The sequence below is a fragment of the Dyadobacter soli genome (assembly GCF_900101885.1).
In the GTDB taxonomy this organism is placed as follows: domain Bacteria; phylum Bacteroidota; class Bacteroidia; order Cytophagales; family Spirosomataceae; genus Dyadobacter; species Dyadobacter soli.
This window is the reverse complement of sequence record NZ_FNAN01000020.1, coordinates 103,937-128,907: the sequence shown is the minus strand read 5'-3', so window position 1 is coordinate 128,907 and position 24,971 is coordinate 103,937. Positions and strand designations below refer to the sequence as shown.

Genomic DNA, 24,971 nt, shown 5'->3' with positions numbered 1-24,971 from the left:
CCGCGGCGATAAGCTGTTACCCATCATGAAATTCTCACTCAAAATATCCCTTGTCTTCGGCGCCGTCTCATTCCTGACTTGCTGCAAAGACGACTTCCTGGACCGAACCCCACTCGCCAACATCAGCGACGCGCAATATTGGAAGTCGGCCAACGATCTGAAACTTTATACCAATGGCTATTACAATGATATCCGGCTGCTCCCCAGCCTGGCCGACTGGTTTCAAACAGGCATTTACGGTCTGGACGCCGACCTGGGCAGCGATAACATGATCAAATCGACTTACAATTCGGATCTTAACGGAGAGAGCGTGCTGCCCGCCTCCAATACCAATGGTAAATGGGACTGGACTACATTGAGGGGCATTAACTATTTTATGGACAACTACCGGAAGGTTACCGATAATGCTACCCTGGTAAATCCTTACGTAGGTGAAACCCTCTTTTTCCGCGCATTATTTTATTTCGATAAGCTGAAAACTTTCGGCGACCTGCCGTGGATCAATGCGCCGCTGACCACCACCGATTCACTCATTTTACAGGCGCCGCGGTTGTCGAGGAGCGTCATTGCCGATTCCATCATTCACGATCTGGACCGTGCCATTGCATTGCTTCCCGGAAAAGCGGCAGCGGAGCCTTCGCGGATTAACAAGGAAATTGCCATGCTCTTACAATCCAGGGTAGCACTTTATGAAGGCTCCTGGGAAAAATACCATCAAAACACGCCGTTCGGGGTGAACGGGCAGGATGGTACCCGGTTTTTCCAGAAAGCTGCCAACGCTGCGGAAGGATTGATGAAATTGAATACCTACGCCATTGAAAACACTGGCGCCGCGAATGGCTACCAGCGGTTGTTCAACCAGGTCGATTACAGTAACAGCAGCGAAGTGATGTTCTGGCGCAAATTTGATTTATCCGCCGGCATAACGCATCACTGGTACCTGTTTATACCGCTGGCACTGGATCGGGGCGTCACCAAGAGCCTGGTGGATGACTACCTGTGTACGGACGGGAAGCCCGCATCTGTAAGCGCTTTATACAAAGGCGATAATACGCTCAATGATCTCAAAGCGAACCGCGATCCCAGACTCGCGCAGACCGTCTATTTTCCCGGCGACGCCATTACGACAAATAGGCCCAACGGACAGCCTGACGCCATCTTTCAGTTCCCCGACCTTACTTCTTCCGCGAACGTGCCCACGGGTTATGTACTGCGCAAGGGAACCAACACGGAGTATTTTCAGCAAAGCGGGATGGGCAACAGCACTTCCACCCAGGCATTGATCTATTTCAGGTATGCCGAAGCCCTGCTCAACTTCGCAGAAGCCAAAGCAGAGCTCGGCACGCTGACGCAGGGTGATCTGGACCAAAGTATTAATGTGCTTCGCAAAAGGGTGCAAATGCCTGATTTACGCTTGTCGTCGATCGTCACCGATCCGAAATGGCTGTTTCCGGACCTGTCGCCGCTGCTGAATGAAATCAGAAGGGAGCGGAGGGTGGAGCTGGCTTGCGAAGGGTTCCGTCACGACGACATTTTCCGCTGGGCCGCCGCCGGCAAGCTGATAAGGGGCTGGCAGCCGAAAGGTGCCAGGCTGGCGCAATGGGGGAGTCTGTTCAGTCCGGAAACGCTGGGTAAGTATCCCGTTGACGCCAATGGCTACATTACGCCGTACCAGAAAGTCGCTGCGCTCAGCAATGGATTTCAGTTCAAGGTAAACCGGGATTATCTCTCCCCGATCCCGACGGATCAACTCGTGCTGAACCCGAACCTCAAACCGAACAATCCGAACTGGGATTAATCCTGGCCAGCTCAAAATCAGTAATTCATCATTTTCTTTAAATTAGTACTTCAATGAAAGCAACACCGCTCACGGAGCAACAAATTGAATTTTACAATACAAACGGATATCTGGTAGTGGAAGACCTTATTTCGCCGGAAGAAGTACAACAGTACAAGGCATTGTATGACGATTTCCTTGCCGGAAAAATCAATGTAGGGACTAACCGGTCGGACCTCGGCGCGGATCTGGGTAACAGCGAAAAGGTTGAAAACATCACCCAGATCATGTGGCCCAGCGATTTCATTCCCGAATTGCTCGTGATGCCCTATCATCTGCGCGCCCTGGCTATCAGCAAGCAGCTGATGGGTGAAGATTCCGAAATGGATTTCGATATGCTGATCAACAAATCGCCGTTTACCAACACGATCACCCCATGGCACCAGGACGAGGCGTACTGGCTGAATGTACCCGATAAACGCGCGACAAGCTGCTGGCTTTCGCTGGATTACGCTACTTTGGACAGCGGCTGCATGTGGTTTGTGCCGGGGTCTAATTTGAGAGAGGTCAGACAACATGCATTTGCGGCTAAAAAAGGAGGGGCATTGAGCTGCAATGCTTCGGAAGATGAAGGGGTGAGTGTGGAGCTGAAACCCGGAAGCTGCACATTTCACCACGGAAGGACGCTGCATTACAGCAGAGGCAACTCCACAGGCGGTAACAGGCGGGCATTTATCATTAATTTCCGCCCGGCCGACATGATCCGGTACGAAAGGGAGCACGGGTTTGATCATGGGAAACAAAACGCAGGTAACCGCCAATTGCAGAACGATGAATTCGCAAAGTAAAGACACCGGCATATTGGAGCCTGCCAACGCAAGCCCGGTGAAAGTGATCCAAAGAGACGGGCAGGTGAAGCATATCGTCATTATCGGCGTTCTTTTTTTCATCTTCGGGTTTATCAGTTGGTTGAATGCCGTTCTGATCCCCTATTTCCAGCTGGCTTGCCAATTAACGACACAGCAGGCCATGCTGGTCACCTTCGCCTTTTACATTTCATACCTGATTATGGCATTCCCGTCGTCGTGGGTGATTGGCAAAACGGGCTATAAAAACGGCATTGTGCTGGGCTTGTGGGTCATGGCATTGGGTGCATTGGTCTTCATTCCGGCGGCAATGCGCCGGGAGTACGGTATGTTCCTGCTGGGATTGTTTGTCCAGGCCACCGGCCTCACCATTCTGCAAACTGCGGCCAACCCGTATGTCACCATACTCGGGCCTCTTGAGAGCGCCGCCATGCGGATGAGCGTGATGGGCGTATGCAATAAATTGGCGGGAGCCATCGCGCCATTGCTGTTTCTCGGGATGGTTTCGAAAGATGCCGGCGAGGTAGACAGGCTCACGGCCCTTTTGCCAGGCCTGTCCACAGCCAGCGCGGAGCAATTGCTGAATGAGCTGTCGGCAAGGCTGATTACGCCCTATGTTACGCTGGCCATCGCATTGGCCGGACTGGGCATATTGATCCGCTTCGCCAGCTTGCCGGATATTTCGGACGAGGCGCGGCCGGGACCGACTGCCGATAGCCTTGACAGTAAGAAAAGCCTGCTCGATTTTCCGCATTTGATCCTGGGAGCCGTCGCCGTGTTTTGCAGTGTGAGCGTCGAAGTGATTGCGGTGGACACCATCATCAATTACAGCCAGTTTCAGGGCGCTGCGTTCAAGGATGCCCGGTTTTTCTCAACTTACATCCTCCTGATCATGATTTTCAGTTACATAGTCGGGATCATAGTCATACCTAAACGCGTCACACAGCGGCAAGCTTTACTTGGGTCATCGGTAATCGGGGCTGTGTTTTCCGTGCTGGCCATTTTATGGAATGGCCAGCAATCTGTTTGGATGATCGCGTGCCTGGGCTTTGGCAATGCATTGATATGGCCGTCCATCTGGCCCCTCGCCCTCGATGGCCTGGGGAAGTTCACCCGGCGAGCGTCCGCCCTACTGATCACCGGCATCGTGGGAGGTGCATTGTCGCCCTTGCTGTACGGCACGCTAAGCGACAGGCTAGATCCCCGAATCGCCTATGTAATCATGGTTCCTTTGTATATTTTTCTGTTCTTTTACGCCATTGCAGGCTACAAGGCAGGCAAGCAAAAAATGGTATACTAAGCCCAACCCTTATGATGACACCGATTTCAAACCACCCGTTAATCCTGCCATCGGCAGAACACCCTCTGCTAACCTGCACAAAACACATTGCCGGCATATTGCTCTTCCTGCTCGCATTCGGTCATGAAGGAAAAGCCCAAACCGAAAAATACAGGGCCGGGAAAGTCGATTCCACGCTGCAAATCGTAAAACAGAAAGCGCTGGACGTCGTCAGGACGGGCTTCAATGCCGGTGACGGGTACGGAGAAGTGTGGATCAGGGATTACAACACATTCATTACCCTATCGTCCCAGGTCCATCCTGCCGGGACATTGAAAGAAAACCTGCGCGTTTTTTTCAGACTTCAGGGCGATGACGGCAACGTCGTGGACGGTTTTATTCCGTCTGAAAATGCACGCAAGTCCAGCGGAGGGTACGATTACATCTATTCGCAACTGGAACCCAGGTATGCAGGTCATAAAAATACGGTTGAGACCGACCAGGAAAGTTCGCTGGTGCAGGCCGTGTTCAGGTATATTCAGGCAACGCACGATACGGCGTTTCTCACAGAAAGCATCGGCGGGGTCACCGTTGCGGACAGGCTCGAACGTTCCATGGATTTCCTGATGAAAAAACGCTACAACCGGAAATATGGCCTGATCTTCGGCGCTACCACCGCTGACTGGGGCGACGTGCAGCCGGAACATGATTGGGGCGTGTACCTGACGAAAGACAGCCATTACGCGATCGACATTTACGATAATGCCATGATGCTCATCGCACTCGATAATCTGATGCAGCTCGTATCTTCGAAGAAAGCCCGCTGGATGCCCGTTCGTAAACAGATCGCCCAAAATGCCATGAAGTACCTTTGGGATAAAAAACAGCAAAAGTTTATCCCGCATATCTATCTGAATGGTTCTCCGTTCCCGGCCAGTTTAGACGAGAACAAGATTTTCTATCATGGCGGTACGGCCGTTGCAATCGAAGCCAATCTTTTATCCAAAAATCAGATCCTCGTTTCTCTCAACAAAATGATTGAAAATGTAAAGTCCTCCGGTGCGGCGACCATCGGCCTTACGCTGTACCCTACTTATCCGGAAGGAAGTTTTAAAAACAAGAGCATGCATCCTTATGGTTATCAGAATGGCGGCGACTGGGGCTGGTTTGGCGGCAGGATGATCCAGCAGCTGATCCGTGCGGGATTCAAAAAGGAAGCCACCGAGCAACTGATGCCCATGCTCCAACGGGTGATCGACAACAACGGGTTTTACGAATGGTACACCGTGGACAATAAACCCAAAGGTTCGGGCACGTTCCGGGGAGAGGCCGGCGTGCTTTATGATGCAATTACAATGCTTGAAGAAGCAAAACAATGACCCATTAACAGAACAATGAATATCCGATTTTATGCCCCTCTGTGGGGAAATACCCTACCTTTTGATACATTCTGCCGTAATGTAAAACAAGCCGGCTATCAAGGCGTGGAAATGGATTTTCCGTTCGATCAGAACGAAAAAGCGAAGTTGCTGGCTGTTCTGGCACATCACGATCTTGAAATGATCGGGCAATACTGGCAGTCCGCGGAAAAGTACATCGATGAACATCTCGTAAATTTTGAGAAATTCATCAGAAACCTGGGCAGTGCCAATCCTGTTTTCATTAATAGCCAGACGGGCAAGGATTACTTTACTTTTGAAGAAAACAAACGCCTTTTCGATATGGCCAGCAAGCTCTCCGAGGAATTGGGTATAAGGATAGTCCATGAAACACATCGTGGGAAATGCCTTTATGCGGCCCACATTACCAGGCATTATCTGACCCTAATTCCGGAATTGCGCCTAACCCTGGACATATCGCATTGGTATGCCGTGCACGAATCGTTGCTTTCCGACCAGCAGGACGCGGTACAACTGGCCATTGGCCATACGGATCACATTCACAGCCGGGTCGGCCACTCCCAAGGCCCGCAAGTCAGCGATCCGCGCGCTCCCGAATGGAAAGAGGCCATGGAGTCACACCTGCATTGGTGGGACATGGTGGTGAAAGCGCATGAGGCCAAGGACACCACGCTCACCGTCACTACCGAATTCGGTCCGCCTTCTTACATGCCGGTAACGCCCTACACGCAGATGCCGCTGGCAGATCAGTGGGCTATCAACGTGCATATGATGAACTTGTTGAAAGACCGCTATGGCATCCAAAACTATGGCTAATCTGATAAATCGCTCGGAACCGGGTCGAAGCATCCTGCATTTTCAGGAGTTGGGGATAGACGACGCCTTTATGCTCGGCAAGTATTCCTACCTGGGAACGCGTACTAAACTCGATGAGCATGTGCACGAGGATATGATTGAGATCGTGTATTGCGACAGCGGCCAGCAGATTTACCAGGTACATAACGAGCAATTTCTAATCAGGGGAGGCGATGTTTTTGTCACATTTCCGAATGAACCACATAGCACTGCCGATCATCCGGAAGAAAAAGGTGCCCTATATTGGCTGCAAATCAAGATTCCGAAAGATAAAACCAGCTTTCTCGGACATAGTCACGAAAACGCAGCCTGCCTGATCGACGCTTTAACAGGCTTAAAAAGAAGGCATTTCAAAGGTTCAGCGACGATCAAACCGATTTTGGACAGAATATTCGGTCTGTGCAGCCAGGACATATCCCCCTACTCGAAACTTGCGATCTCACACCAGCTTACGAGCGTGCTGCTGACAGTCATCGACGATTGTTCTGATTTTCAGCCAAATGCCAGTAATGTATTACGGGTGGAAAAAGTACTCACCTACATCGAAGAAAACCTTGGCAACAGCTTTTCTGTTTCAATGCTCGCCGACCATCATCATATCTCGGAATCGCATTTTAAAAGATGGTTTAAAAAGGAAGTGGGCGTTGCACCGATGGATTATATTCAAAGAAGGAAAATTGAGCGTGCCAAGTTAGAGTTGGCCAATAATAGCAGTATCAATATCACCGATATTGCGTTTCAGCTTAGCTTTTCGTCAGCGCAATATTTCTCCACAGTGTTCAAAAAATATGCAGGAACAACGCCCTTTGAATACCGCTGTAACAACCGTGTTCTACGAAATAGCGCTGACAGCTAACCTGTCCGCTGTCGACGCTATTTCGTAGCATACGCCTCTTTCGATCAAAATCAAGGTTCGATATACTTTTTAATCAAACAGACCTCGTATCGAGAAAAGCCTGATCTGATTCGCTTGAATAATCTTCTCGACACCCTTGTCGATATTGATCAGAAACCCGAGCGAAACAGGTTCCGCACTGGCAATGTCAAATGCGGTAACCATCACCGCATTGTTCCGGCTGTTGTCAATCGCCGTAGTGGCAATGGCACCTGCAATTCCCGACGCATCGGGCAGGCCCGCCCCCGACGCCACAACAAAATAAGAGTCTTTATCGGCAGCGACTTTCTTCATTGAAACTTCCGCCACATAATGGCCGGGCGCTAACTGTATCGTCTGGTAAATTTTGCCATTGATGATCGGGCTGTCATAGCTTCCCCAGCGCTCGATCCCGAGATAACCCACATTGGCATCGAAACCCGCGCCGGTGGGACGTGATTTAGCCATGGCGTCATTGGTGATCCAGTCGGCCAGGTTGGCGAAACGCGCGGTGGTGCCCGGCTCGCGCGCGAAACTGGCGTTTTTGATGTATTGGTCGGTCACGTCGATTTTACGCGAGCCGAAGTCAGGCATATTAATGCTGATCAGCGCGCTGGCGTTCTGTTCATTAATCATATACTTACTGGAATGCGCGATCTTCAATGTCACTGCCGTCGGCTTGCCCCTATGCGCCTCGATCGCGGCGCGGGTGATGTTCAGGTAAAATGCCTGTTGGCTTCTTCCCGCTGGCACCATCACTTGCGTAATGCTTTCACCACGGGCAGTGCTGTCGCTTAGATAGCATTCGGCAGGGCTAAATTTCTCCGCACCGTCGGGCACGGTATTGAAATCCAGGCTTACATCGATGGTGAAGCCCGCATTCCCGGCCAGCCCGGACAATGCGATCCCCAACGGCTTACGCAGCACATTGTTTTGTTTGTCGATAACCACATTAGTCGGGTTCAGGTCCACCCGCCCGCCTGCCACCTGCACCAGGCTTACCTTCTGTTGCAGATCACGGACACTTTTGAGGGTGTCGACCTTACAAGCGGGCAGCATCATTGCCGTCACCGCCATCATCATTACCGAGATACTTCGATTTATTGTTTTCATGTGCTTTATTTCAATTACCAGCCGGGGTTTTGGATACATGCTTTATTTCTCACGATGTCGTATTGCGGAATGGGCCACAGATAGTAATTCCGCGGGAAGGCGCGCTGCTCCACGACGGTGCGCTTATAGAATTCCGTGTCTGTCAGGCTCTTGCCCGCATTTACATTCATACCCATCAAAGGTGCACCGTCCACCTGCTCGGCGATCTTCCAACGGCGTGTATCCCAGGCCCGGAAGCCTTCAAAAGCCAGTTCCACACGGCGCTCGTCACGAATAGCAGTACGCATAGCGGCCTGTGAGGCTTTTTTGTCTGATTCAAGGGCCGGTATGCCAGCACGCTCGCGGATTTTGTCAATGTAAATGGCCGCTTCGGCCCTGCTCGCCTGATCGTCCCTCGCCTCGTTGAGGGCTTCGGCGTAGTTAAGGTAAATTTCAGCGAGGCGGATCAGCACGAGGGAGCGCAATGCGCCGGTCCACTCCTGCAAGTTGGAATTTGGGCTGATGTTCTTACTGCACAAGTAGCCTGTGGCCGAATGGTCGTGCGAGCCCTGTTTTCCACAGTTACCAGTAAAGAAAAGCTCAACGGTACGGTTCGGTTTGCCATCTTCTTTATAAATCCAATCCGCACCATTATAAATGACCGACGCATAAAAGCGCGGCTCGCGGTTGACGTACATATTGGCCGTATTTGCTTTGGTATATTTACCCGTAGCGGCAGAAAAGCCAGTTTCAACATACTGGGAACCCGCTTCATTGATCTTTTTACCATTACTCATAAAATAGGCGTCCACCATCTGTTGCGATATGCCGACACCATTCCAGCCATTCACAAATCTGGGCGCGCAATGCCGCTCCCAGCCCACATCGGCAGCCGACGACGCCATTTGCGGCCGCGCGTAGATGACCTCCTGGTTCCAGCGGTCGAGGAACACATCGCGATACGAAGTGTAAGGGTCGAATTGGGATTGGCCATCGGGGGTCTTTTTATATAAACCGGACGGGTATTTGTCGATCAACGCTTTGGCGGCTTGCGCAGCCTTGTCCCATTTACCTGCATCGTAGGTCGGATTCACCAGCGCGGTACCGTCCGGGTTTCGGAAATTCCCGTAGTCGGTGTTACCGTTCCAGAGCGGGCTGGCGGCCATAAGCAATGCGCGCGATTTGAAACCCATGACCGTGTTCTTATCGATACGGCCCTTGTCGTTCGCATTGACAAAACGGTCGGGCAGGTCGGGGCTGGCGATCACAGCGTCGAACTCACCGACGATGTAGTCCAGGCATTCGTCGAAGGGCTTGCGGGCCAGTTGCAGGTCTTCGTTGGGCGCATTCACATCAATGGTCTCTTCCGGCAGGATCACCAGGGGACCATATTGGCGCAACAAAAAGAAGTAATACATCGCCCGCAAAGCACGCGCTTCCTGCTTCCAGCTCGCCCGCACCTGCGGTTCGAGCGTCGGATCCTGGCATTCGTCAACGCGGTTGATGAAAATGGACGCCGAGCGGATGCCCTTGTAAAATGCGGCCCATTTGTCGTAGTAGCCGCTGGTGGGGTTCCAGTTGCCGTTGTTGATCTGTCCGGCCCAGGAGGCTGCCCAGATGAAATCACCTTCGTCGCAGATTCCCAGCATATTGTAGTTGTTCTGCATGGAAAGGACGTCGGGAATGAAGGAGTACACGCTGCTCAGATAAGCCTGCGTTTGCGTACGCACGGCAAAAACCTTGTCGATGGTCAGCATATCGTCGGGCTGTTTGTCCAGATAATTTTTGCAGGAAGTGGCCGACAGCAGGCCGATCAGGCAAGCGACGGTTCGGAATAGGGTTTTACGCATGGTTTTCAAAAATTAATATTGGCACCAACAATGAATGAGCGCTGCAAGGGATAAGCGGCCCCGTTGCCGTTTCCAAGCTCGGGGTCCCAGAATTTGAACTTACTGAATGTGTGCAGGTTGAGTCCTGAAACATAAATCCTGAACCCGTTTACTTTCACTTTTTGCATGATCCTCTTGGGAACGGTGTAGCCGATCTCGGCCGTTTTTAGCCGCAGGTAATCGGCTTTACGCTGCCACCAGGTGGAGTTTCGGTAATTGTTGGGGTTCGAGCCCGAACTCAGGCGCGGGAACAAGGCATCCTGCCGCGGGTTTTCCGGCATCCAGCGATCGGTGGCATAGTACGTGACATTACCCTGCGTCTCGCCGCGGGTGAACGGAAAGAAACCGTCGCCGCCCAGCATAAAATCCATATTACCCGCACCCTGGAAGAAAACGGAGGCATCGAAACCCTTGTAAGCGAGGGAAGTACCAAATCCGTACACCACTTCTGGCACGTCGGGATTGCCTATCGCTACCTCGTCATAAGTATCCACCTGGCCGTCGCCATTCACGTCTTTGTACTTGATATCCCCTACCCTTACAGTCCCGAAAGTTTGCCGAGGCGAGCTTGCGATCTCTTCCTCGGAGCGGAAAAGGCCGTCGGCAATGAGGCCAAAGGGCTGGCTTAGGCGTTTGCCCCGTGTGTTCTGATAAGTATAGGTGTAATCGGGCTCGTCGTTATCGAGCAGGTTGTTGCGGGCGAAAGTGTAATTTCCTCTCAAAGAAACGGTTACATCTCCGAAGCGGTGGTTGTATTCGAGCGTGGTTTCCATCCCGTGGTTCTTAAACTCCCCGATATTGCCCCACGGCCGGTTATTAAGCCCCGAAACCTGCGGAATGGAGTTGCGCTGCATGAAAATCCCCGTGCGGTGGCGGGTAAAAAAGTCGGTTTGCAAATAAAAATCTTTCAGGAACCGTATTTCAAAACCCGCATTGACCTCCCGCTCCTTCTCCCAGGTGAGGTTGGCGCCCCACTGGTCCTCGCCTACGCTGCCCCAGCCGGTATTCACGTCTTGTCCCAGGGTATATTGTCCATAACCCGAGCCCACCGTCGTCAGGTAAGCGAACCGGCGTCCGCCTAGCTTGTCGTTACCTTTCATGCCCACAGATCCCCTGAATTTGAGGTAACTGACCGCATTCTGGTTCACATGGTCGGCAAAAAACGGCTCGTCCGAGGCCACCCAGCCAAGCCCCACCGACGGGAACAAACCGAAGCGATGCCCCTTCTCGAAGTTCTCGGACCCATTATACCCCGCATTGGCCTCTATGTAGTACCGACCGAGGTAGTTGTAAGTCACCCGGCCCACCACGCCCTGGAACCGGAACGGCAAACCGTCGATAGAATTGGCCGCCGTACCGTCCTGGTAATCCTGCTGGTTATAGAGCAGCATCGCGCCGATACCGTGGTCGCCAAACTGGCGGTCGTAGTTGACATTCGCCTGAAAATAAATGCGCCGGTTGCCGCCTGCCGACTTACCGTAGGATAATGCCTGTGAACCAGTGTAGGTCTTTTGCAGCACGAGGTTACCAGTTTTCGGGTCGCGTCCGGGCGGGATTACCGTCCAGGCATCCCCGCTGCGGAGCCGCGAAATGTTGTTGAAAGAATAGGCATCATAGGAAAACTTCATGGAAGCCTTCAAACCTTTCGTAATGGCCGTCGCATCGTAGTTTAGCGTGAGATCGGTTTGTAATGTATTGGCCCATTGGTTGGTAAAACCCCTGTCCACCAGGTATTGGTAAGGGTTAAAATTTCCAGAGCCGCCGCTGTTGAGGTACACGACTTTGGAAGGATCTTCGGGGTCTGGCGCGGTAGGCGCATATTTGGCCGGGGTAGCGAGCATCATATTGTACCAGATCCCGCCGGAATTACCGTCGCCGGGATAATTGTTCAGCATCAGGTAGCCGCCCAGCCCGAGGCTCAGTTCGAGGTCTTTTCGCAATGCCAGGTCGGTATTCGACCGAAATGTGATCCGCTGCAATTTGCTTTGCGAATTGTAGTTTTTGAGCGCATCCGTGCCCCATATACCCGACTCGCCGTAATAGCTGCCCGAAATGTAATACTTAGCCTTTTCGGTCCCGCCCGTGACGTTAAGCGTCGCGCGCTGGTTGGAAGAAAAGTTTTTGAGCATGAGCTTCATCCAGTCCACATTCGGGTACAGGTACGGGTCCTCGCCGGAGCGGTACTTTTCGATCACTTCGGGCGTATAGGGTGTTACGTAGCTGGGGTTCGTGGCCAGGTTCGCCTCGTTCAGCAGGGTAAGGTAGGTAGGTGCATCTACAAACTTCGGCTTGGAAGTCGCATGGAGCATTCCGCGCTCGAACTTCATGCTCAGCACGGGCTTAGCCTCCTTGCCACGCCTTGTCGTGATCAGGATCACCCCGTTCGCCCCGCGGATACCGTATACTGCTGTGGCCGACGCGTCTTTCAGTACCGAAAAATTCTCAATATCCTCCGGCTCGACATTGTTCATCGCACGCTCCACGCCGTCCACCAGCACCAGCGGCTCACGGCCTGCACCGAAAGTACTGATCCCCCTGATCCAGAATTGCGCATCGTCTTTGCCCGGCTCGCCGCTGCGCTGCACGGAAATGACACCGGCCACTTTCCCAGCCATGGCATTGGCCAGCGAGCGCGGCGCGGCCACTTTCACATCGGAAACCTTGACGGTCGAGATCGCTCCGACGAGCGAGCCCTTTTTCTGGGTGCCGTAGCCAACCACTACCACGTCGTTCAGGGTGGTGGCGTCTTCCTGCAACACCACGTCGATCACCGCCTTGTTGTCGATGTCGATTTGCTGCGAAACGAACCCGATAAAGGAGAAAACGATCGCTTTGACGTCATCCTCCACGTTCAGCACATAGTTGCCGTCCAGATCGGTAAGTGTGCCGACATTGGTACCTTTCACTTTCACGGTCACTTGCGGCAGGCCCGCGCCTTTGGCGTCGGTCACTTTACCGCGCACCACTTTAATGGATTCTTCGATGCCGTAGCCGCTTTTTGCATGCAATGGCGCGGTTGCATTTACTTCGCCGCCACCGAGTAACGCCGGCGCGAGCCAGGTCATCAGAAAGACTTTCATGGGAAACCGCCCGCCGGGGGCTTTTTCGGGTAACTTTACTTGCATAGGATATGGTTGGGTTTAAAGGGTGTCTACCGCGCAATGGCCAGTTTCTGGGTGGTTGTCCGGCCGCTTACGTCCGTAATGCAAATGGTATACATGCCTGCGGGCAGCTTGCGGATGTCCACCGTCCCGTCCGATTTCCGGGAAGTTTCGAGGCATAGTTTGCCGGCCTGGCTGTAAATGCGGACCTGTTTAATGCTTCCCGGCTCCATATCGATCGAAAGCAGGTCCGATGCGGGATTAGGGCTTATGGCGTGCGCCTTGCCATTTATCTGAACATTCCGCACGCTGCTGTAAGCGAAACTTCCGTCCCGGTCCAGCATTTTCAGGCGGTAGTAATGGGAGCCTGACGGCACCATCTGGTGATCGAACCGGTAGTCCTGCACGGCAGCTGACTCTCCCTGCGCATTCATCGTTCCTAGCGCATTCCAGTGGCGGGCGTCGGTACTGTGTTGTATTTCAAAACGGTCGCTATTGGTTTCGGCGGTCGTCTGCCAGAATAGCTTGACTATTTTCGAGCCGGTTTCGATGTCCAGCGCCGCCCTGAAAGCCGCCAGCGTGACGGGCAGCGTGTTATTGCGGATAAAAATCCCCCCGCGTAGCTCGGTAAGGCCTGTGACATTCGTAATGTCTTTGAGCAATGTAAGCCCCTGGTTCACCACTTCATTGGAATCGAGGGTCACATGGGCGGCATTTTCCAGCACGACTACCGCTTGTTGGTTGATACCATAAGCCTGGCCTGTGGGGTTAGGCGTAGACATACCGGTATTTTTGAAGATATTCTCTTTAATAACTACCTCTTCGGACGAGCTGACCAGGATATTGGCCCCGGAAATGTCGTCGAACTGGTTCTTTTCTATTAAAATATTCTTGAATGCCCCCGCAGGCGAAAGCACGCTGCCGTTGCCGTCGGCAATCGAAATAGCGCCGACCTGGTTGCTCCAAGGTGCGGGCATGAAATGGCCGGTCCCTTTGATGATGTTGTTCCGGATAATCAAATGGCTGATCCCGGTGGCGCCCGGCGCGATCTCGGTATTCACCGTTACACCACTATGCGCCTGCTCGAACGTGTTGCCTTCGATGAGCCCGTTTCCGGCTTTGACCAGCACCCTGCCCGAGCTGTAAAAATGGTTGTTGCGCAAAACGAAATTCTCGCAGCGGCGGTCGGGCGAGTAAAGCTTCGTACCCACCGGCCATGGACTGATGGTATTGAGTTGAAGGGTGGAATCTGTCTTGCCGATAATATAGACAACCTGCGACCCCAGCGAAGTACGGAGCGAATCACCCACGACCAGATTATCCGGCGAAACCTGGATGAATGTTCCGTTCACCGCCTTGATGTTATACGCCCCGTCCCAGGTCACGCTCCACGAATCGTCCCCCGCCGCTTCCACGACGCAGTTTTCAACGACAGGTCCTCTGCGGGTGAGTTTATGCTGAATAGCGTCCCAGGAAGAAGACAATAACCGTGCTTGCGTCGCACCGGCCGGTTTGGGGCCGGGTACCACCTTGAAGCCCGTCAGTTCCGTGCCGCCTTCACCGCCTACTTCGATCAGGCCGAATCCCGGTGCGCTATATACGTTCATATGGATGAGCTTGATCCCGCCCCGGCAATTCATCAGCTGAACCGCGTGCGGAATGCCGTCGTCAGCCCCGGTGCTCATGCTCGCGAGGTCCCCTACGACGGCCACGCCGGGCAGGTCTGGCTGCGAGACGCGCACGATATCGGCACCGATGACCGAGGCCGTCGAGCCCCATACGAAAATGCTGCCGCGTTTGCGGTGGCGGGTCAGCGGGTCGATGATATCGATACGGCTGTACGGCACAACGTCGTAGCCCGCGTGGATTTTCACATCCACGTAACCGGCGCCGACGGCCACAATATCGCCCTGGGTGAATGTGAGCGGATCGTAGTCGATGGTAAGGCCCCGTACCGTTACATTTTTACAGTTCGAAAGCTCGAAAGCCCGCGTTTTCTTCTCGCAGATCATCGTGACACTATCCGCGATAATGCGAAAATCGGAGACATTTTGTAAATAAATAAACCCGTTTTCCTGGGTAGTACCGCGGTAAATGCCGGGCGGTATCACCACTTCCGAAGCGCCTTCCGCGATGGCGGTTTTAATGAGCTGGTTCAAATGGGCGATGGTAAAAAGATCCCCGGGTGCCGTGTTGTCCGGGCAGAGCACGCGGATGTCGGCGGCTGTCAATGCGCGGCTGTAAACGCGGAGGTCGGCTACGGACATCCGGTTCATGTAAGTACCGATCTCGGGTGCGTATTGTAAAAAGGTGTTGATCGAAAGGTCCGAATCGTCGGCTACGACGGGAAAAGCGACCTTCCTGCCATTCAAATACAATGCAATGCCCGTTTTACGGTTGCCTGCGCCGTCGTACACCAATGCGAGGTGAAACCATTCGCCCTGAGGGTATTCGCTATCGCTGATATTGAGCACATTGCGGTTTTTCCAGCCGTTACCTGCCGTATTGGCGGCATTTTCAAATTCAATCGCGTGCCCTTTCAGGTCGATCTCGAAGCGGCCGCCAGGCTGGTTATCGTTGCCATAGGCATAGAGAATTTGCCCCGCGTAATCATTTGCCCCCGGATCGATTTTGACCCACGCACTGAACGTCCGCGCCTGCGAGCCCGCGACGCCGGCCCAGGCATTGCCCGCTGCATTGGAAAGGACTACATCCCCGTCCCGGCCGGCCGGGAAATGGACAAAACGCCGTAACTGCCCGCCCATCGAATCGGCACCCCATTGAAAATTAGCGTCGAACGCACGCGCCGCGCCGAATCTGACCGGCGCGATATGCCTGCCATTGCCCGAATGGTCCGCGATCCGGACATCACCGGTTTCGTAATCGAATTGGTAATTTACTTCCAGCCCGGTCGTAATGTCCTGGGCTGCGGCCGCACCGCCGATGGCCAGCGCGACGCCAAAGATCAAGAATAGCCGCTGCAAACCCGCAGCGATGCGGTTACCTGTCATACGTTCGTGTTTAGTGGTTATTGGAAAAATGCCTAATTGCCCGCATTGCGCACTTTGCTGCGCAGCTCCATAATATCCTGGTCCCGGCTGGTGACTTCCAGTTCCAGGCGCTTCACTTTTTCTTCCAGCACGCGGATATCGGCCTTCGCTTCCTGCCTGTTCGATGTGGGTGTAATCATTCCGCCCGCACCCGTACTGCCTACCGTCGAGGCGGTTTCCTGTTTAAAAAGCAGCGGATAAGCTGGCTCCGTGGAATTCAAAATGATCTCGCCCGGCGTCAGGCCATTGGCATGCGCCTTTACTTTGATCACCCCGGCACGGGTATCCGCACGGATCAGCGCCGTGGCTGTACCGAACTGGGTTTTCATCGGGTTGGCATAGTTCGCGGCACCGCCGACAATACCCGCGGGGCCTTCCACTTCAAAATGAATGTTTTCGACCGCCATCACTTTCACATTTCCTTCATTGTCCACGATGGACGCGCGAACGGGAATAAAATCCGACCCGTCGGCTTGGAGGCCGGTACCGGCACTGTCGATTTCTAGCCGGATGCCCGTTGTGCGCTGCGGGTATCTTTTAACCTGACGCGTCACCACTTTTCCGCCGATCAACCCTTCCGCCACCAGCTCGATTTCCTGCGTACGGTTGCGCCAATGCGCGGATATTTCATGGTAATCGAATACATCCTTGAAAATGAATGGCGGATGCGGCATTTCGTGCAGCGCGGTATCGGGGCTGGCCGCACCCACCACCTTTCCTAGCCAGGTAAGCCGTACCTGCTCGCAATTGCTGAAAACCACCACATCTTTGCCTGACGCCTGTGTGATCTCATGCGCCACATACACCATCGGACCGGACTGAATGCCTTTCAATTTGAAGTCGGCATTGTATTGACTTTTGAACAAATAATAACTGTAACGGGGCATCCGGTACACATCCAGCAGCCCGCCCCAGAAAGGATCGGGATGGTAACCCCGCTGATGGTCGATGCCGCACCATACGGATGCGCCGATGCGTTTGGGAGGGGTTGGGTAAATCTCCGTGAGCCCTTTTGCACGGATCATGGCCTGCTGCAACATTGCCGCCTCGCCCCACTCGCGCTTGACACGGCTCATCGCATTTTGCGAATAGAAATTATCGACCTCCCCGCCATCGCCATACTCCCTGGTAAAGGAGTTTTTTGACTCCTGCATGCCGCCGTGGTAGTAGAAATCGAACCCGGCCTTTTTGGCCTCGTCCACATCGGCGACGGTAAACACCCCTGGAAACGGAAGCTCCTCGTGTACGATGCCGTGTAATTTCTTCATGACCGACACCGGCTGCCAGGGCGTTTCGTTAATGGCCGTTTCCCATAGCAGCACGGCGGGGTGGTTCCGGTCGCGGCGCACGAGGTTTCGGGTATCTTCGCACAGGCGGTCGGCAAAGCGCGGGTCTTTGTCGTTGTAAAATTGCCAGCCGGGTACCGCCGTCGTAACCAGCAAACCCAGTTCGTCGCAAGCGTCCATGAAGGCAGGGTCGAGCGGGTAATGCGCAGCCCTGACCACGTTGGAACCGCCCTCCCGCAACAACTGCGCGTCGCGCCATTGGCCGGAGTTGGGTAATGCATTGCCGACGTACACGTAATCCTGGTGCCGGTTCACACCCGAAAGTTTTTCGCCGATAAAGCGGTTATTGACATAAAAACCCTTGTCGCCGCGCATCTCGAACGTCCTGATACCAAAGCGCGTGCGGAAACTGTCGGCCACCTTGCCGCCGACGATCACTTCGGTGCGGATAAAATGCAGGTAAGGGTCGTTGGGGTGCCATAGGTGGACGTTTTTAGCTGATAACCTCTGCTTAAACTGGAAACCGGCGCCCGCTTTCAGGTTCAATGTGGTGTCTTTTACCAGTATTTCTTTGCCCTCTTCATTTTCCAGGATGGTGCGCAGGGTGATTTTCCGGTTAACAACCTCGGTATTTTCCACCTCCGACCGCACTTCGATCTCCGCATTATTCCCGCTGATCTTTTCCACCGCCACCATCACTCCCCCACCGGCAATGGTCTTGCTCAATTCAGGTAATGTAATGTGTACCGGTGAAGTTTCGATCAGGTACACGTCGCGGTAGATGCCGCCGAGGTAGGTGAAGTCGAGATTGTCCTGGGGTTTGCCCGGCGGGTAGCTGGCGTCGTTGGAATTGTCCGCCCAAACGGCGATGACATTTTCCTGACCGGCTTTCAGCCGCGCATTGTCCACTTCCACGGCAAACGGCAGATAGCCGCCCAAATGCTCGGCCACCGGCTGGCCATTAAGCCATACCTTCGACTTACCCATCACCGCCTCGAAGTAGATCACCGTTTTACCCGCGCCCCCCGCCGATGGCGACCGGAAGCGCTTACGATACCAGGCCGGCCCCTGGTAGTTACGCATGCCGCTGGCATTCTCGGGCAGGGTTTCCAATCCGTGCGGCAATGCTACCTGTTCCCAGCGGGTATCGTCGAAGCCGGGCTGCTCCGCGCCGGGGATATTTCCTTTGGTAAACTTCCAGCCGGGATTAAAATTAAAGACTTTCCGGGGGCTGTTGGCGACCGGGTAAAAGCCGGCTGCCGAGTATGCGGGTTTCCCGGCGGGCTGCCCCATCGTTACGGAAGCGATGCCCAGCAAAAGGCAACAACCCGCCAGGCCGCGCTTTCGGAGCGCAGATAAAATTGTCATGGAAAAACGCGATTTAGATGAACCGGTCAGTGCCGGATTGATGGTGCAATGTTATGCCCTTTATTTGTCACAAGCCGGAAGCCTTGTAACAGAAACCCGCCCATTTGTAACAATACACACCCGTATCTTTCTAAATAAACATTAAATAGTTACAATTGTCGCCATTTTGAAACATTGATCACGGTATGAGGGCCCTCTTTTTTACATTGCTGCTGGTGGCGGCTGCGGACATTGCCAGGTGTTGCGACATCGGTTCCGTACATAACTATTCCTTCCGACAAATCTCGGTCAACAACGGCCTTTCCCAGAATTCCGTCACCTCCGTTTTCCAGGACCGGCAGGGTTTCATATGGATCGGTACTTACGACGGCCTCAACCGTTTCGACGGCTTCAATATCCAGGTGAAACGCCACCGCTCCGACGGCCCGAAGAGCCTTTCCGATAACCGCATTCTCTGTCTGCAGGAAGATGCGCAAGGGCATTTATTGGTCGGTACTGACGGCGGCGGGATCGATCTGTACGATCCGGCGCAGGATTCTTTCCGGCGGGTGTCCGTACAGCAGGGCAACTTGGGCAGCAATATCGTACAAGGGCTCGCCACCGATCCGAACGGCCAAGTATGGGCGGCAACCAATAAGGGGCTGGTCATTTTGAAAACCAATGGAAAGGTTGTGGAACGGCATTACCCGGCCGCGCTCCGCGGTGTGAACATTAAATGCCTGCTGCGCGACGGTAACGGCAACATCTGGATCGGCAGCGCGCGGGGTTTGTGGATGTACCCCGGCAACGGAACCGAACCATGGAACGAAAAGGCGCTTACCCTGATGCCGGGAACGGCGCATTGGCAGGTAACGGCAATCCGCCATGATAAAAATCATCGCATCTGGGTCGGTACCAGTGAAGGATTGTACCGGATAGACCCGTCCGGAAAAGGAAATGTGCCGAGCCGCATCACCCCGGCACCAGCGGGGCAAATGGCCGGTATCAGTGCATTGGCCACCGATTACCAGGGCAATATTTGGGTCAGCACACGCGGACAAGGCATTTACCGGTTGAAAGCGGATACTCGCGGGCTAATTACCGAACAGGAACAATTCCACACCCGGCGGCCATTCTGCAACATTTCTGAAAACGTGGTTAATACCCTTTTCATAGACCGTTCCAATACGCTTTGGCTCGGTACCGATCAGAAAGGCACCGATTACTGCGACCTTTCCGCCGGCAGGTTCAGTACCTTTTACCCCTTGCTGAGCGACAAGCCCGGCGCGACGGGTTATGAAGGGAAGTACATCTCCTCGGTACTCGAAACGCCGACCGATCTATGGATCGGGGCGGCTACGGAAGGTTTATATCAATACGACAAATGCCGGAACGAACTGATTTCCTACAAGGCCGATATCCAGGCAGAATCCATCTGTGCAGTTTTTCAAAGCAAGGACCGGACGATCTGGATCGGTGCGAGTAACGGGCTGTACCGGCTGGGCGACGCCCGGGGGGCCAAGCGCCCCGTCAGCCTCGTAAAAGGCAAATTTGTCGCCCGCTCCATTTGCGAGGACCGGTTCGGGAACCTCTGGATCGCTACCTGGGACGGTGTCGTGCGCTTCGAACCCGGCAGCGGGCGCATGACGCAGATCACCACCGCAACGGGGCTTTCCGCCAATTCCAACTACGTCGTCTATGCCGACCCTTACGCGCCTGTGGTATGGGCGGGCACGATCGGCGGCGGCCTCAACCGGATCGCCTACGATGCGGGTGGCATTTCGGAAATCCGCATTTACCAACAAAATGAAAAGGACAGGCGCGGACTGAGCAGCAACCACGTATGGAGCATTCACCGCGACGGGCGGAGCAATCTCTGGATCGGCACCGACGCCGGACTGAACCGGTTGACGCTTTCGGCGGCCTCGACGGTGACGGGCTATGAAGTGATCAGCGAGCCACAGCTCAAAGACCGCAAGATCGTGAGCATCCTCGAAGCGCGCGACGGCGTGCTATGGCTCGCCGGAAGTCAGGGGCTTTTTCAATACAACCCCCAAAATCGCCAGACACATCAGTACACCTACCGCGACGGCCTGCAAAGCACCACCATGACCGAAGCCGCATTTCAGACCGCCGATGGCATGATGTATTTCGGCACTATCAACGGCCTCAACTACCTGCGGCCCGGCGCCAAACCGGCCAGGAGCTTCCCTACCCTTACCGCTTTCACCGATTTCAGGATCTCCAACCGGCCCGTCGGGATCGGACAGGCGATAAACGGGGCAGTACTGCTGCCCGAGGACATTAACAGCACCCGGGAAATCACGCTGTCGCACCGGCAGAAGGATTTTACCATTGCCTTCGCCTCCCTGCATTACGCCACGCCGGAGAACAACCGGTTCAGGTACAAGCTCGAAGGCTATGACCAACATTGGACCACGACGGATTTTACCCAGAGAACAGCCAGCTATTCCAACCTCGATCCGGGCCATTACCGTTTCCTGGTTTCCTCGGCAAGCGGCGACGATTTCAAAGGTAACCCGGTGAAAAGCATCCGTATCGTCGTTAAACCGGCACCCTGGGCTACCTGGTGGGCCAAAACGCTCTACGCGTTACTGGTTGCGGTCGCGGGATTGATGCTGTTTAATTATTTCAGGACGAGACAAAAACTTAAAACCGAGTTGTTCAAAGAGAAGCTGGAAAAGCAGAAGCAGCAGGAGCTCAACGAGATCAAACTCCGTTTTTTCACCAATATCACCCACGAAATACGCACCCCGCTCGGTCTGATCCTGAACCCGCTGCAAGACTTGCTCGCCGCAGCTGCCCAGCACGACAATTTCACGAACCTCCGGCTGAAAATCATCCACCGCAATGCATTCAAACTCTATTCGCTGATCAACCAGATCCTGGATTTGAGAAAAATCTCGTCCAATGCCGAAAAACTGCACGTGAGCGAGGGCGACCTGGTCCAGTCGCTGTTGGGTGTGCGGGAGTCTTTCAACTGGATGGCCGGGCAAAAGAACATCCGGTTCGAGTTCAAAAGTCCGGCGCATCTGGCGGGCTGGTTCGATCGGGACAAGATCGAAAAGATCGCCTTCAATCTCGTATCCAATGCATTTAAATACACACCATCGGGCGGGACCGTAACGTTGTCCGTTTCGCGGGAGGAATGCGACGGGCCTGCCTATGCGTGTGTGGCCGTTCGCGACAATGGCCCCGGCATCGGCGCCGACGAGCAGGGGAAGATTTTTGAAATGTATTACCAGAGCGAAGGCCACCACAGCCAGGGCACGGGTATCGGCCTGTCCCTTTCGAAAAGCCTGGTCGAAATGCACGGCGGGTGGATCGATCTGGACAGCTCGCCGGGCAAAGGATCGGAATTCCGGGTGACGTTCCCGATCGACCGCGCGCATTTCGCCGCGGAGAGCATCGCCGCTGCCGAACAAAGCGACGTCCCCGCGCCCGCAACGGGAACCGCGCAGCGCAGGAAGAAAAACAGCATTGATTTTTCACGCAAGTCGGTTCTGCTCATCGAGGACAACGACGACCAGCGCGAATACCTGCGCGATTGCCTCGCGCCGCATTTCCACGTGCTCGACTCAGCGGGCGGGCAGGAGGGCATCGAAATTGCCCGGAAATACCAGCCCGACATCGTCATCACCGACCTGATGATGCCTGTCATCGACGGTATGGGCGTATGCCGGGAGCTGAAAAGTCATGCCAAAACAAGCCATATACCGGTGATCGTCCACAGCATCCGTAACTCGGCCCAAACCATCCGGGAAGCATTGCAGGCCGGTGCCGACGACTTTATCGCTAAACCTTTCGATTACTCGGTACTGGTCCTGAAAATCCACAACATCCTGCGGTCGAGTAACCAGTTGATGCTGAATGTCAAAAATGAAGAGATCAGCGGCCCGACAAGTATCGTGGTGCCCTCACTGGATCAGGAGCTGCTCAAAAAGATCGTCGCGATCGTGGAAAAAAACATGGCTGAAAGCGACTTCACCGTAGAAAAACTGTGCGACGAGATCGGTATGAGCCGCATGAACCTGCACCGGCGGCTGCATGGCCTGATCGGTAAAAGCGCGTCGGAGTTCATCCGCGAAATCCGCATCAAGCGCGCCGCACAGCTGCTGGCGTCCGGCTCGATGCGTATTTCGGAAGTGATGGACGAGGTAGGGATTTCCAGCAACTCGCATTTCAATAAATACTTCAGGGAGGTTTATAACATATCACCCAAAGAGTTCGGGCAGAATGCGCGCCTGAATTGAGCGTCGGACCTCAAAACGTTAAACGGACCTTGCACAAACGATAGTTTTTGTCAGATCCATATGATTATTTTGCGATAATCATGCCCATTTCCAACACCCTTTATCCCGAATCAATGGAATTTCGTCCCAGGCAGTCAGAAGAAGCGCTTTGGAGATCTTTCATTTCCGGCGATACGGAGGCGTTCGAGCAATTGGTCAGCTGCATTTACCCTTCCCTGTTCCACTACGGCACCAAATTCAGCAGGGACAAGGAAATGGTGAAAGATTGCATTCAGGATGTATTCGTGAAAGTTTGGGAAAGCAGGGCCAACCTGAATGGGTCGATACCGCCCGTACCCTACCTTTTCGCGTCGCTCAGGCGACGCATCCATCGCCAGACGGAACACCAGGCCGCACGCGAGCAGGCCGGTACGGAGGCGGAGCTTTTCGAAGCGGTTTTCAGCATCGAGCAGGATTTGATCCGCTCGGAGGCCAGCCAGGAATTGGGCGACAGGTTTGCCGCGCTGCTGAACCAGTTACCTGCCCGGCAGAAGGAAATCGTGCTGCTCAAATATTTCGAAAATCTCTCGCGCGAAGAGATCGCCTCCATTATGCAGATTACCCCACAATCGGTTTCGAACACTTTACAGAAATCGTTGAACTGGCTGAGAAACAACTGGTCCCCCGCCCTTCCGACGGCGGCATTTCTCTTTTGTAAATATTTTAATAAAAATTTTTAATTCCGGAGGGTATCCGGTGCGCCGTTCCCGCTATAGTGCACCAGAAGTAAAGCTATCCCATGGAAGAATTCTACGATTTAACGGTCGGGGAACTGCTCGTCAACGAAGCATTCCGCGACCTTGTACTACATCCGACTCCCCGGCAGGAATCCGAATTCCGGCAATGGATGGAACAGCATCCGGCCGAGCGCGGCAAGTTTCTGATCGCGGCCGATACGATCAGGGCGGTTGGCGTGGCACATATACCGCTATCGGAAGCGGAGCAGTCGCTGGCTGTCGGGCAAATATTCGAACGCACCACCCGCAAACAACGCCGGCCGGTCGTGCGCACGCTCTACCGTTGGGGGCTGGCGGCGGCGGCCGTAGTTGCCGTGATCATCGGGTTTTATCTACGCCCGGCCGACAATGACCGGCGCATAACCGCACAATTACCCGCGCAGGGATCGCAGGGTTGGAAAAAGAATAGCGGGCAGCACGCAGCGCTTGTGCAACTCGGCGACGGCAGCAGCATTTTCCTCCAACCCGGCAGCGCCGTCCGCATCCCCGACCGTTTCGCGGCCGATAGCCGGCAAGTGGAATTGCAGGGAGAAGCTTTTTTTGAAGTCGCGCCCGATCGCTCACGGCCATTTTTCGTGTATGCCAATGAAACGGTGACCAAAGTATTGGGTACGAGTTTCAGCGTAAGCACAAACGGTGAAAACGGGCATACTGTCGTGGGCGTTCGCACGGGGAAGGTGGAAGTGTCTGTGCCCGAAGGCGGCGAAAAAGGCAAATCCGCCGAGATCGTACCGGGCCAGCAGGCGAGCCTGGGCCAGGACGGCATCGCATTGTCGCTGCTCGGGCAGGACGACCCTATGAGCCGGTTTCTCAGCTCGACCGGCAACGGGGATGCCATCGATGTGGCCGGTTATCTCGCGGCGGCGCGGCTGGCATTCGGGGTGAACATCACCTTCGACGCGGCGCAATTGAAATCCTGCAAGGTCAGGGCCAATTTCGAGGGAATGCATCTCGTCGAACAGATAGAAGCCATTTGCAAGGCGATCAATGCTACTTATAAAGTCAGCGACGGACAAATCCTGATCGTCTCGCCCGGATGCTGAAACGGCCTTGTGCCACGGCCCGCATTTTCAATCTTTTTTTCCATATAACTCTTCAACCCACG

At 54.1% G+C, this 24,971-nt stretch carries 14 protein-coding genes; 9 read left to right on the top strand and 5 right to left on the bottom strand.

Annotated elements, in window-relative coordinates; genetic code table 11:
* The first annotated feature begins 25 nt into the window (after nt 1–25).
* The 6 genes from BLQ88_RS28715 to BLQ88_RS28690 are packed head-to-tail and all read left to right on the top strand — an operon-like array spanning nt 26 to nt 7,033.
* Complete coding sequence (locus tag BLQ88_RS28715) at nt 26–1,798, top strand: RagB/SusD family nutrient uptake outer membrane protein (RefSeq protein ID WP_090156462.1); 1,773 nt, start codon at nt 26–28, stop codon at nt 1,796–1,798.
* A 53-nt stretch (nt 1,799–1,851) separates the two neighbouring features.
* Entirely contained in the window at nt 1,852–2,625 is a 774-nt protein-coding gene (locus BLQ88_RS28710) for a phytanoyl-CoA dioxygenase family protein (protein WP_090156461.1), read from the top strand.
* Nucleotides 2,609–3,943, top strand: a complete 1,335-nt coding sequence (locus BLQ88_RS28705; protein WP_090156460.1) for a sugar MFS transporter — start codon at nt 2,609–2,611, stop codon at nt 3,941–3,943. The genes BLQ88_RS28710 and BLQ88_RS28705 overlap by 17 nt, the downstream gene beginning before the upstream one ends.
* 11 nt (nt 3,944–3,954) lie before the next feature.
* Nucleotides 3,955–5,301 (top strand): glucosidase family protein, encoded by a 1,347-nt coding sequence (locus BLQ88_RS28700; RefSeq protein WP_176885147.1) that lies wholly within the window; start codon nt 3,955–3,957, stop codon nt 5,299–5,301.
* 15 nt (nt 5,302–5,316) lie between these two features.
* Nucleotides 5,317–6,138 (top strand): sugar phosphate isomerase/epimerase family protein, encoded by an 822-nt coding sequence (locus BLQ88_RS28695; protein ID WP_090156459.1) that lies wholly within the window; start codon nt 5,317–5,319, stop codon nt 6,136–6,138.
* Nucleotides 6,131–7,033 carry an AraC family transcriptional regulator gene (locus BLQ88_RS28690; RefSeq protein ID WP_176885146.1) on the top strand — a complete coding sequence of 301 codons (903 nt, stop codon included), beginning with the start codon at nt 6,131–6,133 and terminating at the stop codon, nt 7,031–7,033. Before BLQ88_RS28695 ends, BLQ88_RS28690 begins: the two co-directional genes overlap by 8 nt.
* Nucleotides 7,034–7,102: 69 nt before the next feature.
* Here the strand turns inward: BLQ88_RS28690 and BLQ88_RS28685 are convergent, their stop codons facing one another.
* Genes BLQ88_RS28685 through BLQ88_RS28665 form a run of 5 tightly spaced genes read right to left on the bottom strand, consistent with a single transcriptional unit; the run spans nt 7,103 to nt 18,837 of the window.
* Complete coding sequence (locus tag BLQ88_RS28685; protein WP_176885145.1) at nt 7,103–8,164, bottom strand: DUF5013 domain-containing protein; 1,062 nt, start codon at nt 8,162–8,164, stop codon at nt 7,103–7,105.
* A 14-nt stretch (nt 8,165–8,178) separates the two neighbouring features.
* Nucleotides 8,179–9,993: a RagB/SusD family nutrient uptake outer membrane protein gene (locus tag BLQ88_RS28680; protein ID WP_090156456.1), complete on the bottom strand. Its 1,815-nt coding sequence runs from the start codon at nt 9,991–9,993 to the stop codon at nt 8,179–8,181.
* Between the two features lie 5 nt (nt 9,994–9,998).
* Nucleotides 9,999–13,157 carry a SusC/RagA family TonB-linked outer membrane protein gene (locus BLQ88_RS28675; protein ID WP_090156455.1) on the bottom strand — a complete coding sequence of 1,053 codons (3,159 nt, stop codon included), beginning with the start codon at nt 13,155–13,157 and terminating at the stop codon, nt 9,999–10,001.
* Nucleotides 13,158–13,183: 26 nt separating this feature from the next.
* On the bottom strand, nt 13,184–16,144 hold the full coding sequence (locus tag BLQ88_RS28670) for a LamG-like jellyroll fold domain-containing protein (protein WP_090156454.1): 2,961 nt from the start codon (nt 16,142–16,144) through the stop codon (nt 13,184–13,186).
* Between the two features lie 32 nt (nt 16,145–16,176).
* Nucleotides 16,177–18,837: a glycoside hydrolase family 2 TIM barrel-domain containing protein gene (locus tag BLQ88_RS28665; protein ID WP_090156453.1), complete on the bottom strand. Its 2,661-nt coding sequence runs from the start codon at nt 18,835–18,837 to the stop codon at nt 16,177–16,179.
* A 185-nt stretch (nt 18,838–19,022) separates the two neighbouring features.
* Here BLQ88_RS28665 and BLQ88_RS28660 point away from each other — a divergent pair, with 185 nt between their 5' ends.
* The 3 genes from BLQ88_RS28660 (at nt 19,023) to BLQ88_RS28650 (ending at nt 24,909) form a co-directional block, all read left to right on the top strand.
* Entirely contained in the window at nt 19,023–23,090 is a 4,068-nt protein-coding gene (locus tag BLQ88_RS28660) for a hybrid sensor histidine kinase/response regulator transcription factor (RefSeq protein ID WP_090156452.1), read from the top strand.
* 113 nt (nt 23,091–23,203) lie between these two features.
* Nucleotides 23,204–23,809: an RNA polymerase sigma factor gene (locus BLQ88_RS28655; protein WP_176885144.1), complete on the top strand. Its 606-nt coding sequence runs from the start codon at nt 23,204–23,206 to the stop codon at nt 23,807–23,809.
* 59 nt (nt 23,810–23,868) lie between these two features.
* Nucleotides 23,869–24,909, top strand: a complete 1,041-nt coding sequence (locus tag BLQ88_RS28650) for a FecR family protein (RefSeq protein ID WP_090156450.1) — start codon at nt 23,869–23,871, stop codon at nt 24,907–24,909.
* Nucleotides 24,910–24,971: the final 62 nt, after the last annotated feature.